Genomic DNA, 12,526 nt, shown 5'->3' on the forward strand with positions numbered 1-12,526 from the left:
GAACTGTGTTCCCCGTGTATACGGGGGTGATCCCTTTCACCCGATTAAGTGGTTTAAAAAGACCATGTGTTCCCCGTGTATACGGGGGTGATCCTCATAGCCACCACCTCCCCATCCGTGTTTGTTTGTGTTCCCCGTGTATACGGGGGTGATCCTTATGCTTGGGGATTCCTTGGTTCTATCTGTTGGTGTTCCCCGTGTATACGGGGGTGATCCTTTCATTTTCCGCATCATGCGATACCCGTGGAGGTGTTCCCCGTGTATACGGGGGTGATCCCTATCAGTTTGGCATGAATCTTCCCTTTGATGAGTGTTCCCCGTGTATACGGGGGTGATCCTATCTATCTGACTCATCTTTCTTTGTCGCCGAAGTGTTCCCCATGTATACGGGGTAGATTCAAAAAAATTTTCCACCATCCCAAGCCCTACCCATTGACTGTAACGTAACGTCATAGCTTACTATGAACGTTACATGAGGTCGAAAGGCAGGTGCTTTTTAGATGCAACAGGAATCGTTATTCTCAGGTCAGCCGCAAAATACGCCGTTGGCTAGTCGCGTGCGACCAAAGGATCTGGACCAGTTTGTCGGGCAGCAGCACTTGCTCGGAACCGGGAAGATTCTTCGAGAAATCATTGAAAATGACCAAGTCTCGTCGATGATTTTCTGGGGCCCACCGGGTGTCGGTAAGACGACCTTGGCGGAGATTATTGCGCGCAAGACCCAGTCGAGTTTTTTGAGTTTTAGTGCGGTTGATAGCAGTATCAGTAAAATTAAAAAGATTATGAAACAGGCGGAGTTGGACCGTGAGATTGGTCAGCGGACGATGGTGTTTGTCGACGAAATTCACCGCTTTAACAAAGCCCAGCAGGATGCGTTTCTGCCGTACGTCGAGCGCGGGAGTATCATCTTGATTGGCGCGACGACAGAAAACCCATCGTTCGAGATCAATTCCGCGCTGTTGTCACGGTGTAAGGTATTTGTCCTGAAGGCGTTGAAGCAAGCGGACATTGTCAAATTGGTGGAGAACGCCCTCAGCAATCCCGATGGTTTTGGCAAACAGACCATTAAGATTGGTCAGGATGAAATCCAAGCCATTGCCCATTTTGCGGACGGGGATGCGCGGATGGCTTTGAATACGCTAGAAATGGCCATTTTGAATGGTGAAAAGGTCGATGACACGACCACGGTCACCATGGAAAACCTCGGCCAACTGATTACCAAAAAATTCGTATTGTACGATAAAAACGGCGAGGAGCACTACAACATCATTTCCGCGCTGCATAAATCCATGCGTAATAGCGACACGGATGCTGCCATTTACTGGCTGTCGCGGATGCTGGAAGGCGGGGAAGACCCGTTGTACATCGCGCGCCGGTTAGTCAGATTTGCTAGTGAAGACGTTGGGTTGGCGGACACGAACGCACTGAACGTGGCCATCAACGTGTTCCAGGCCTGCCAATTTCTCGGCATGCCTGAGTGCGACGTTCATCTGGTGGAGGCGGTGACCTACCTGTCGCTGGCGCCGAAGTCCAACGCCATTTACAAGGCGCGGTTGGCCGCAGCCAAGGATGTCAAACAGACGGCAAATGATCCGGTGCCGCTACAAATTCGCAATGCACCAACTAAGCTGATGAAAGACTTAGGGTATGGTAAGGGTTACGAATTGGCGCACTATGCCAAGGATAAATTGACGACGATGAAGACCATGCCGCCATCTTTGGAAGGCCACACGTACTATTTGCCGACAAGCGAAGGCAACGAGCGGCGGTTCAAGGACCGGTTGGAACAAATCAAGGCTTGGCATCAGCAACATGGCTAAGCAGACAAAAGGTGCTCTCACGAGGAGGGCACCTTTTTTGGCACGTAATTTTAGTTAAACGAGCGGCTTGTTGCGGTCAAAGGTCACATCCATTGGCCGAATAACGGACCAGGTTGAGTGGACCACTTTCCAGTCGTCGCCCTCGCGCTGATAGACTTCAATACAGTTGTAGCGCATGTCGTTCAGCGAAGTTTTTGCAAACAACTGGTAAGTCAGAATCGCCATGTCGCTGCTGGCCTGAACGCGGGGCGCAACGAAGTCATAGGTGTCGGCGAAGAGCTTGCCCTCAACGTTGGCGAGCACGAAGTCTTTGATGGCGGCATAGGTATCGACCCGCTCCGGTTTGAAACTGTCGAAATAGGAAAAACTCTTTTGGGACCAAATCGTCAAGTAACCGGACGTATCGCCCTTGAACCATTTGTCCAAAGCGCCCTTTTCCAATGCAATAATCTTGTCGGTTAGCGTGTTATTTTCGGTAGTCATTAGTTTTCTCCTTTGATAAATCATGATGACCTTAGTGTAAGCTATGCCGTAACGTTACAGTCAAGGGAGAAGTCAGACTAGTGTGTTTCACGTGGAACATTAGCTGCTGCTAGGGCGTAGACGGCCATTTTGGTCGGTGTGCCAGCCAGGTTCTCCTCGGAAATGTAACGTTGAAACTGAAAGTCGTGACGTTCCAGTAGTCGTTGGGATGGCAGATTGGTTGCGGCGGTGTAGCAATCTAGTCGCTGTAAATGGAGCCTGGTAAATGCAAACTGAACGGTTTTCTAGTGCGGTCGCCATGTAACCGTGGCCCTGATCCTGTGGGAGGAGACCGTAAGCCAACTCGGCGGTGGTCCGTTGCACGTTGAAGCCCCAGATGGCGATGTTGCCGATGGGCTGCGACTCATGGAGAATGACCCAGGAGATTCTAGCGAGCAGGGCGGTCAGATGGGATTGAGTGGCCTGTAGCGAGGTATCAGGTGTGCGGCCTTCCGCCAAGGCAATCTGGGCATTGGTCCGATAGGTATGATAGAAATCTAAGTCGTCTGGTTGCGGGGCACGTCGCGTGATGAGTGGCATGGGAAAGGACCTCCTAAGTTGACCTCATTTTCTATCAAATCAAGGTACAGAGCAAGTGGCATTGAAAAGACGTCACGGTCGACTATCGAATGGGGATAGCTGACCGGTGACGTCTATTTTAAAATCCGTTATTTTCCAGTTTCCGCCAATTCAAGCAGGCGTTTCCGAAGAGCGTCGTCGTAAGCGGTCAGGTAGAGGCCGTACTTACCGCGCTTCATGAGCACGTTGAGGACGTTGGCGATGAACACCTTGTATTCGTCGCGGGTGAACTGCCTATCCTTGCGTTTCTTGAAAATTTCCTTGTGAGAATACTTTTCAGGAATGATGGTCATCGTGTCGGTCTTGGGGTCATAGCCAAACGAGGGGCCGATGATCATGCCCACGTAGTTCAGGTCGAAGCCTTGCAACGTGTAGATCGTGCCAACCTGGGTGATGGAACCTTCACGCTTGGCCCAGTGCGTCCGTTGCGGGTCCCACTCGTCCCATGGCAGGCTGAAGCTGTCCATTTCGACGTTGTGGCGCCCGTCGATTCGAGGGAAGCCGGAGGTGGCGACGACTCGGCTCATGCCGTATTCCTTATTGCGCTTCTTGATATTTTCGAAGAGCTCGCCGGCGGTATCGAACAGTTTAAATTCAAAATCGCTGTTGTCGGGGAAGGGTTTCAAAGGTTTTTCAGCACTCAAATCGTCCATCCAGGCCACTTGTTCGTCGCTTGCGACCATTCGGTATTGGAAGTTCATGTCAAACGACTTGTGGGGGTGTGACCCAATCGTCTTGAACAGCAGGTCCTTGTCCCAGTACATCTTGGACTGGAAGACTTGCTCGAAGTCATAGACGACCACGACCACTTTAGCCAAATTCATCAGATCAGTCAGCTGATTTTGACCGCGGTAATGCGCGTACGGTTCCGACTTGGAGTAGAGAAGGTGCGCTTCATCGACGAAAATGATGTCGTATTTCTTGTTGTTCTTTTGCGCGTAGTTAATTAAAGAAGTTGGCCGCCGAATGTCACTAGCTTTCATGTTTGGAATCGACTCGGCGAGGTCCTGGTAAGCCTTGTACAGCTCAGGATGATTGACGACCAGGGAGGTCTTGTAGCGATGGTCGGTCATGTATTGCCGAACCAGCTCCATCAAAACGACCGATTTCCCAGTCCCGGCAGCGCCTTGGATGATGGCAACGGAAGATGTGTCGCCGGTCAGCCCCTGCTTGATGTAGTCATTGATGTTCGTGATGACGTGCTTTTGATCGTCAGACAGGTCGTCGACGAAAAATTGTGCTTTTAAAATTTTATTCATTCTGGAACTCCTTATGCAGTCATTGCTTTGACGTGGGCGGTGGTTGAGGTGCCTGCGGAGAAAGCTATTGTCCATTATAGCAGGTAAATGTGGGGGCGCTGGAAATTATTGGGAGTTGTGAGCTGGGGAATCAAAGTTCTTGAGAATCAAATAGGTTAGGGAATGAATTTATATGCGAGAATACCAACGTAGAAAGCCTCTAAAGTTATTCTGTGTAGGCAGATAACTTTAGAGGCTTTCTAGATTTAGCAGGCTACTTTTTGTAGAACCAAGCGGAATATTTCACTTTAGGTGACCAAGTATATTTGTACTTAATCTTGTTGCCTTGTTTGACGATTTGCAGATGATCGTTGTGACCGAAGCCACTGGATTTGCCGCTCACACCGTGACCACCGAGAAAACGATAGGTGTGTTTACCAATTTTAGTATATCGTGGATGAGCAAAGAAGAAGTAAGGATCGACAAGCTCCCCCTTCTTTGAGTAGTACATGTTATAAAATGAGTCCTTAGTAATTTTGAGTCTAATGCTACCGGGCCCTTTTTCAGACCAATCTTTTGGAAACTTTTTGATTGGATGTGACCAATTTCCACGTAAAGCGGCGGGCATACCTTTGTGTCCAGTGGCTGCTTGTGTAGATTGATTAGACATTGGTGTGATGAGTGATAAACCTAAAGTGACAGATGCAATCAGAATCGATGTTTTAATTTTATCCATGAATAGATTTCCTCCTTAACTTGTTCAGTATACGTATAGAGGTTGTGGGGAATCAAAAGCAGAAGTACACGCGTTTTTCCTTGTAAATTGCCAGAGAGAATTCGAGAGGTTTAATTGATAGTCGGGCAGGTCCCTTGTTGCTAACGAAAGTGTGGTGGGGTATGGTTTAGGAAGTAGAATGGTTAATTATGAGGTGCTGGTTCAAGCTGGTTGTAATCGTTTTAAAAGAAAGGTCGAAAGCTACCATGAAACGTCAAGAAATTATAAATTGTCTCCGTTGGGCAGTTGTTGCTGATGCACTTGGAGTACCGGCTGAAATGAGAAAACGTGGGACCTATCCAGAGATTACGGCGATGCAAGCGAGTGGTTTTTGGCAGCAGCCGGCTGGAAGTTGGTCAGACGATACGTCGATGACACTTTGTTTACTAGAGAATCTAACTACTGGCGGAGATTACGACGATATTATGCAACGCTTTGAGAGCTATATGCGATATGGGACTAACACACCCCGTGGAGAAATTTTTGATATTGGTCGGACGTGTGCCCATGCTGTTCGAAATTTTGCGGTCAATCAAATAACGCCGTTGAAATGTGGGGATGCCTCACCAGAAGCTAACGGGAATGGGGATCTGATGCGTATTGCACCCCTAGCTATTGTGTTGCAGCATGAGTCAGAAGTGGCTAATCGCTTTGAACTAGCGCGTGATTATACAGTATTGACTCATCGACACGCGCGTTCCGTGGTAGGCAGTTTTATTTTTCTTGAGCTACTGCATTATATTCTTAATGGCTGGACGCTGGTACAAGCAATAACGATGACACAGCCTATTTTGAACGGATTTTTAAAGAGAACAGAGTACGCCGCAGAAATTCCGTATTATCAACCGTTATTTGATATAGAATTTAGTCAGATGCCAGCAGAGGCTGTTCGAACATCTGGGTACGTTGTGGATACGCTACTGGCGGCTATTTGGCTAGTTTTGAATCAAAAGACGCCAAAACGGGTTATTTTGAAAGCTGTTAATTTTGGTGGAGATACGGACACTATTGCGACAGTTGCGGCGTCTTTGGCAATTACTGAAAACCCAACTGTGTCGGTCGACTCCGAATGGTGGAGCCAAACGTTAAGTACGGAGTTTCTAAATCAGAAATTTTCAGAATTTGCGGATAAATTTGCCAACGATTAATGTTGATATCCTAGGTCTAGGAATAACGGGTATAAATTGAAGCGAAGTAAATTTTTCTGTGGAAATGACTCAGATGAAAGTTAAATTAAGTGATATGGTAGATGCAATCGAGTCTACGGATGACGAAACGCATTATTACTACAACATGGATAGTGGCGAAATCCTGTTTATTAACGATGAAATTAGTGAGGATAGCGAAAAAGAAGAGTTAGAAGAAAATTTTGATCGGTATATCAGGTTGCCATCGAAATATGACATTAATGATTATCAGATTATGGAACAGTTTATCTGGAGCTTGTCGGATGAGGGCAACAGAATCGACTGGAAAACGGAATTAGTGGTCGTGGTGCTTTTCGGCGCTTTCGTGAGCTGACGGATGAGTTTGGCTTGACGCAGAAGTGGTATGATTTCCGCGCGTCTACATATCAGCGGATTGTCAGCGAATGGTGTCAGGATAACCACGTTGAGTTGGTTGATGATTATAAGTAAATGTAAATGGTCTCTCTGACTTGGATTTTTTTCCAAGCTAGAGAGACCATTTTTTAATATAAGATTTGATTAATGGACATGATGTGTATTGGGTTTAACCATCAGGACATCTTTTAGCAAAATCCAGCGCTTCTTTCCATGAGGACTTTGAACTTCAATATAGTTCTTGAGCTTGCCATTGACACTGATTTTGGCGCGCTTGATCATTTTCCACTTGGCCTTTGGATGCAGCCCGGTTTTACCAGACGTCCCAACTTTATGCTTTAAATGAAGATCGAAGAAGTAAGCACGGTGAGACTTTAGGTGAACAAATTTCGCGTGTTTGATTTTCTTGATGGAGAAGATTTTTACTTTAATCTTTCGAGATTTTTGAGACTTAGGTCGGGTGTAGGTTGTGCTGGGGTTTTGAATGGATTCTACCGGCTGAATCACAGGCTTTTTCGTTGATTCAGGTTTTGATGTTGCATTTGGCGTATGTGGATTCGGCACAACTGGTTTTGAAGGTGAGGGCTTTGCAGTATTTGGAATAGAAGGTTTCTCAGGTCCTGGTTTCACGGCACTTGGAGTAGCGGGCTTCTCAGGTCCTGGTTTTACAGCGCTTGGAGTAGAGGGTTTTTCAGGTCCTGGTTTCACAGCACTTGGAATTGAGGGCTTCTCAGCTCCTGGATTCACAGTACTTGGAATAGAGGGCTTTTCAGCTCCAGGCTTTACAGTGCTTGGGGTAGAGGGCTTCTCAGGACCCGGTTTTACAGTACTTGGAATGGAAGGCGTTTCAGAACCAGATGTTACATTGTTTGGTCCAATTGGTTTTTCAGTTGGCTTGGTCATTCCAGAAGCGACTAAGTACTTAGCCTTCAGGGCGTCTTGTTGGGCTGCACCGAAGTTTAGCCCATCCTTACTAGTGATGTAGTTTTCCATGCCACCGAATCGTTCATCAATTTGACTAAAGTAGGTTTTAAGCCAAGCGTAGTTGACCTTCTTATCGACATAGTTGTTGGACATCAAGTAGTCGTTAATGATGTCTTGATTACTCATTCCCAGGACAGACATTAAAATGACCGTTGCGATTCCAGTTCGGTCGTTACCGTGTTTACAGTGGTATAGGACGGGAGCTTCAGCAGACAGCAGATCAGTCAAGAAGTCATGATAGCCGGTTAATGCGGTACGACTAAATGCGATTGAGCCACCATTTTTTCGATTGTAGTGGTCGCCCCCGGATAAAGCATCGTCATCTTCTTTAGAGTAAATAGAGTCAACTTTAGACTTAGCTTGGCCAATAGGTGCATCAATCTTTGAAAGGTGGGCTTGGGGTGTTCTTAGATCAATGATTAGGCCAATTTTGAAGCTTGCAAGTTTAGCGGCATCCTCGTTATTAAGCTTCGTTATCTGCGCCGAGCGAAACAAAGTTCCGGGTTTGATCTTCTTAGTTTTGTCCTTAGTTAGATAACCGCCTAAATCACGAGTGTTGGCGTTGTATCCTTTTTTATCTTTTGACAGTGCGATTCGTGAGCCAGGTTGGCCATTTGCTGGTACAGGGGGAAGAGCCATGGCTTCTGGCATCTTCGCACCATTCATAATTGGCGCTAAATCTGGATCAACTGGGTTGGGCACGTTGGTTGCCGGCTGGTCAGTTGGAATCGTTGCGGCCAGACTAGTTACGACGGGCGTTCCCATACCCATTAGCGTTAGGGTCAGCATGCTAAGACTTAAAGTGCGGTGTAGGTGATGAGTCATCGAAATCCTCCAGCAAGTGGTGCGTGTATTTTGGCTACTGTTTTAAGGATAGCGAACGTACGTAAGGATTTGATGGCCAGCAGGTATGGCTTTTGTAAATGATTTATTTTTTTAATTTTGAAAACGAATTATACACTAAATTAGCACCCAACACATATGGGCTACTCCCCAATTCGCACGACAATTTTTCCCTGGGCATGTCCTTTTTGCGAGTATTGTAGAGCTTGCGCTAGCTCCGCAAAGGGAAAGACGCGGTCCACGACTGGTCGTAGTCGATTAGACTCAATCAGCCGAGTCAGTACCATCAATTCCGAATGGCTGGGCCACATGTAGAGAAAGTGATAATGTACCTGTGTTTGTTTTTCTAAACGATGTAGTCGTTGGGTCGCCAGTCGAAATAGCCACTGTTTCCAACGGGGGAGACTAAATTCTTTGGCGAAGCGCTCGTTTGGTAATCCAGTGATGCTCACAACCTGGCCGCCTGGTTTGACGATGCGGAAAGCTTGTTCCAACTGCTTTCCACCGAGGGTATCAAAGACGGCGTCGTAGTTCGTTAATATGTCCGCAAAGTCTTCGTGGTGGTAGTCAATCACACGATCTGCACCCAGTGATTTCACAAGGTCAATATTCTTCTGACTAGTTGTCGTGGTCACCTCCGCACCCAACTCCTTAGCGAGTTGAATGGCTAGCGTGCCAATCCCACCAGCTCCGGCCTGAATCAGAACTTTTTTTCCTGGTTGGAGGTCCATCAGGTCGTGAAGTGCTTGATAGCTGGTTAATCCAACTAAAGGAATTGCGGCCGCCTCCTCATAGCTGAGGTTAACAGGCTTGAGCGCAATATCAGCTATATCAGTGGCAAAGTATTCCGAAAACGTACCGATCCGCTGTTTGCGTGGTCGACCGTAGACGGCGTCACCTATCTTAAACTGTGTGACCTGCGTTCCCACGGCCACAATTTCACCAGCAAAGTCATTGCCAATGATCAAGGGCATTTGGTACTTGAGGAGCATTCTCATTCCGCCCGCCATAATCTTCAGGTCGACCGGGTTGATACTAGCGGCCTTGACCTTAATGAGGACGTCGTTTGGCTTGAGTAGAGGGATGGGGACGGATTCGATGGTTGGGGTCATTTGCTTATAGTGCGTAATCAGTGCTGCTTTCATCGTTTTGTGCATGATGTCTGCTCCTTTTAAACCGTTTATATTTTTAAACTAAGCAATGATATATTAATCGAACAATTTTAAAATGTCAACGGATAAAACACCTGAATACAAGTGCTTGACACCGAAAATATAAAATGGTTTAATAGTTTAAAATGATAAACGAACGGAGAAAAATATGTCAAATTTAACGAAACTCAAACACGAATTTACGAAGTCTAGCGATTTTCTAATCGCCTTGGGTGATCAGAAGCGGCAGGCTATCATCATTTCGTTGCTTGATCAAAAGGTGGTTCATCGTGGTTTACAGGTGACGGATCTGGTCGGCGTTACCGGACTATCTCGGCCAGCCGTCTCGCACCATTTGAAAATTTTAAAAGAGGCTAAGCTAGTCGATTATCGGCGTGAGGGGACGAAAAACTTCTATTATCTCACGCACCGGACGACCGAGATTGATAAATTGAGTAGCCTACTCGACCACGTTAAGGAGATCATGAAATGCAATCAGCAACTATGAAGAAAATTTTAATCGTGCTAACGAATACAACCCGTTATGGCACGACTACGGATCCCACCGGTTTATGGCTAGGAGAGGCAACCGAGTTTGCGTTGATTTTGCAGCAGGCGGGGTATCAGGTGGACTACGTGAGTCCTAAGGGTGGGTTTGTACCGTTGGACCCCCGGAGCATGAAATATACGGACGATGAGGTCATGGACTTCTACGAGTCTGCCGACTTTCAGCAACGCGGGTTAACTGCATCGCTTATGCCAAACCAGGTGAACGCGGCCGATTACGCGGCGATTTACTACGCGGGTGGTCACGGCGTTATGTGGGACTTCCCAGATAACCAACCATTGCAGCACTTAGCTGCTGATATTTATAAAAATGGCGGGTTTGTCACGTCAGTCTGCCACGGAATTGCGGGGTTGTTGAACGTAAAATTAGCTGACGGAGCTTACCTAATTGCTGGGCGGAAGATTACTGGTTTTACCAAGTCCGAAGAGATCTTAGCGGGCAAACGGTCAGTGGTTCCCTTCTTCAATCAAGTCGAGGCCGAGAAGCGTGGCGCAAAGTTCAGCAAGCATCGCGCTTACAGTGAGTACGCCGTTCAAGACGGCCAGTTGATTACGGGGCAAAATCCATTTTCAGCTAAGGCGGTCGCTCGGTTGCTGGTCAAAAGTCTGAGTCACAAGTAGTTGTGGGAAGACATCATTATGGGGCTACTGGTGAAGATTCAATTGCAAAAAGAATAGATGAGGTTGGCTTGACTGATTTTCGGGCGCCCATATACTCTCAAAATGCCAGCAAGAGGTGTCAGGATAGTTATATAGAATTGGTTAATCTCTAGTTGGAGCTCTTCTAAACTGAGAAATACCCTTTTTTAGCTATAAAAAGAGGAAAGAACTTAAAGTAGTTAATTCAAAAAAAGCGAATCGCCAACTTTTCATCGCTGGTGATTCGCTTTAGCTGTTTTCTATTAAATTGTGGCTGTTTAAGTTCGCAAATACCCTTTTTCCTGGTTCACAGCCAACTGGCCGGCCAAGTTCAGGTAGTTATAGGTGTCATTAAAGTTGGGCGAGAACAGCATGTCCAGAAAGGCCAGCTGGTCGATCGTCCCGTTATTCTGAATTAAGGCGGAGACCGTATTGGCCGCTTGGGCGACGTCGTGTTCGCACATCAGTTGCGCGCCCAGAATCTTCCGTGTGTTCCGGTCGTAGATCAGTTCCACCGTGACCGGGTAGGCATCTGGCATGAATTCTGGGCGGTAGGGGCCTTCATAGACCACGCTAGCTGCATTGAGCCGCGCCGCCTTTGCTGCTTCCAAGGTCATTCCCGTGCAGGCGACCGTGTAGTCAAAAATCATCATCCCGGTCGTAATCTGCGTTCCAATCGTCCGCAGCCGGCGTTCGAAGGTGTTGATCCCGGCTAGCGCACCTTGGCGAATCGCGTGCGAAACCAGTGGGGCATACGCGTCTTCGTCCGTTGGATTGTAGTGACACATGGCCGCATCGCCCGCCGCTAAAATGTCGGGGTCAGACGTTTGCATGTAGTCATCCGTCAACAGGGCACCATTTTTCGCCATATCCACTTGGCCTTGCAACAGGTCGGTTTGGGGAATCATACCGGCACTAATGGCGGCCATGTCCACTTCGTAATCCTGGCCATGTTCCGTGTTGATCAGGAGCTTACCATTTGGCGCGTCCTTAAAGGCCGTCACCTGGGTATCGGTCAGCAAATGGACGCCGCGTTTCTTCAACACCTCAGCAACTTTATCGGCTATCAAAGGCTCGACGTACGCATTTAATAAGTGGCTTGGGCGTTGAATCAGGAGGACCTCATGCCCTGAAGTCACATAGCCCGAGGCCAACTCGACCCCCACGTAGCCACCACCGATAATGGCGATGCGCTTGGAATCTGGGGCGTAGTCGCACAGGTCATGGGCCTGGTCATACGTTTTACATAGTTGGACCTTGGCGTTTTCAATGCCGGGGATGGCCGGAATGGCGGTAATCGACCCGGTTGCCATAATTAATTTATCATAGGTTGTATTCGTCAGCTTCTTCGTCAACAGATCTTGGACCAGTAACGTGTGGGTCTTAGCATCAACGCGCACAACGTCATGGTTGACCTTCATGTGCACGCCCTGCTTCACAAAATCCTCGGGATCCGCGTAACGGGCATCCTCGATGGTTGTAATCGTGCCTTCAAGTTGTAAGTAAGAAGCGCAAGACAAATATGAAATTTCAGACTGGCGCTCATAGACAGTGATGTCTGCACCGGGGTAATAGGTCAATATTTCTTTGACGGCGGCAATCCCCGCATGGGTGCAGCCAATAACGACGACTTTCATAGGATAATCATTTCTTTCCGCTATTAGTTAACTTAGTATAGCATATATTTCACGAAGAAATCGCGGGTTAAACAGTTTAGGGGGTCACTTTCGCGAAATTGAGTATTTCTTTCTGTCATTAATTAACCTAGTACCTGAATTATTCACCAGAAACTCCAAAATCCCCATCAAACACATGATTCAAGTGCTTGATGGGGATTTTACGTTTT

12 protein-coding genes and 1 CRISPR repeat array (1 of these 13 cut by a window edge) are annotated in these 12,526 nt (G+C 47.4%); of the genes, 5 read left to right on the forward strand and 7 right to left on the reverse strand.

Translation table 11 applies throughout. The features are described 5' to 3' along the window. Positions 1-399: a CRISPR direct-repeat array (repeat unit 28 nt; unit sequence GTGTTCCCCGTGTATACGGGGGTGATCC); it begins 361 nt to the left of the window's first position. 101 nt (positions 400-500) lie between these two features. Further along, positions 501-1,820, forward strand: a complete 1,320-nt coding sequence (locus JUF10_RS07455; RefSeq protein ID WP_203641585.1) for a replication-associated recombination protein A — start codon at positions 501-503, stop codon at positions 1,818-1,820. Positions 1,821-1,874: 54 nt separating this feature from the next. On the opposite strand, the gene JUF10_RS07460 is transcribed toward JUF10_RS07455, so the two are convergent. The 4 genes from JUF10_RS07460 to JUF10_RS07475 form a co-directional block, all read right to left on the reverse strand. Continuing rightward, positions 1,875-2,303 carry a nuclear transport factor 2 family protein gene (locus JUF10_RS07460; protein ID WP_203641586.1) on the reverse strand — a complete coding sequence of 143 codons (429 nt, stop codon included), beginning with the start codon at positions 2,301-2,303 and terminating at the stop codon, positions 1,875-1,877. Between the two features lie 99 nt (positions 2,304-2,402). Further along, positions 2,403-2,882: a GNAT family N-acetyltransferase gene (locus tag JUF10_RS07465; RefSeq protein ID WP_203641587.1), complete on the reverse strand. Its 480-nt coding sequence runs from the start codon at positions 2,880-2,882 to the stop codon at positions 2,403-2,405. Between the two features lie 128 nt (positions 2,883-3,010). Then, positions 3,011-4,180, reverse strand: coding sequence for a DUF2075 domain-containing protein (locus JUF10_RS07470; protein WP_203641588.1), 1,170 nt, complete (start codon positions 4,178-4,180; stop codon positions 3,011-3,013). A 253-nt stretch (positions 4,181-4,433) separates the two neighbouring features. Further along, positions 4,434-4,895, reverse strand: coding sequence for a hypothetical protein (locus JUF10_RS07475; RefSeq protein ID WP_203641589.1), 462 nt, complete (start codon positions 4,893-4,895; stop codon positions 4,434-4,436). A gap of 245 nt (positions 4,896-5,140) precedes the next feature. On the opposite strand from JUF10_RS07475, the gene JUF10_RS07480 reads away from it, so the two are divergent. Together JUF10_RS07480 and JUF10_RS07485 are read left to right on the forward strand one after the other, a co-directional pair. After that, positions 5,141-6,082, forward strand: a complete 942-nt coding sequence (locus JUF10_RS07480; protein WP_203641590.1) for an ADP-ribosylglycohydrolase family protein — start codon at positions 5,141-5,143, stop codon at positions 6,080-6,082. A gap of 73 nt (positions 6,083-6,155) precedes the next feature. After that, on the forward strand, positions 6,156-6,455 hold the full coding sequence (locus tag JUF10_RS07485; RefSeq protein ID WP_203641591.1) for a UPF0158 family protein: 300 nt from the start codon (positions 6,156-6,158) through the stop codon (positions 6,453-6,455). 185 nt (positions 6,456-6,640) lie between these two features. Here JUF10_RS07485 and JUF10_RS07495 read toward each other — a convergent pair whose 3' ends face one another. Beyond that, a complete protein-coding gene (locus tag JUF10_RS07495) occupies positions 6,641-8,305 on the reverse strand; it encodes a tyrosine-protein phosphatase (RefSeq protein WP_203641592.1) in 1,665 nt (554 codons plus the stop codon). 161 nt (positions 8,306-8,466) lie between these two features. Beyond that, positions 8,467-9,480 (reverse strand): NADP-dependent oxidoreductase, encoded by a 1,014-nt coding sequence (locus JUF10_RS07500; protein ID WP_203641593.1) that lies wholly within the window; start codon positions 9,478-9,480, stop codon positions 8,467-8,469. A 163-nt stretch (positions 9,481-9,643) separates the two neighbouring features. Here JUF10_RS07500 and JUF10_RS07505 point away from each other — a divergent pair, with 163 nt between their 5' ends. Both JUF10_RS07505 and JUF10_RS07510 read left to right on the forward strand, forming a co-directional pair. After that, positions 9,644-9,982 carry an ArsR/SmtB family transcription factor gene (locus JUF10_RS07505; RefSeq protein WP_203641594.1) on the forward strand — a complete coding sequence of 113 codons (339 nt, stop codon included), beginning with the start codon at positions 9,644-9,646 and terminating at the stop codon, positions 9,980-9,982. After that, on the forward strand, positions 9,979-10,662 hold the full coding sequence (locus tag JUF10_RS07510) for a type 1 glutamine amidotransferase domain-containing protein (protein WP_203641603.1): 684 nt from the start codon (positions 9,979-9,981) through the stop codon (positions 10,660-10,662). The genes JUF10_RS07505 and JUF10_RS07510 overlap by 4 nt, the downstream gene beginning before the upstream one ends. Positions 10,663-10,958: 296 nt before the next feature. Here JUF10_RS07510 and JUF10_RS07515 read toward each other — a convergent pair whose 3' ends face one another. Continuing rightward, a complete protein-coding gene (locus tag JUF10_RS07515; RefSeq protein ID WP_203641595.1) occupies positions 10,959-12,317 on the reverse strand; it encodes an FAD-dependent oxidoreductase in 1,359 nt (452 codons plus the stop codon). Between the last annotated feature and the right edge of the window lie 209 nt (positions 12,318-12,526).

The sequence above is a fragment of the Levilactobacillus andaensis genome (genome assembly GCF_016861695.1).
Lineage (GTDB): Bacteria > Bacillota > Bacilli > Lactobacillales > Lactobacillaceae > Levilactobacillus > Levilactobacillus andaensis.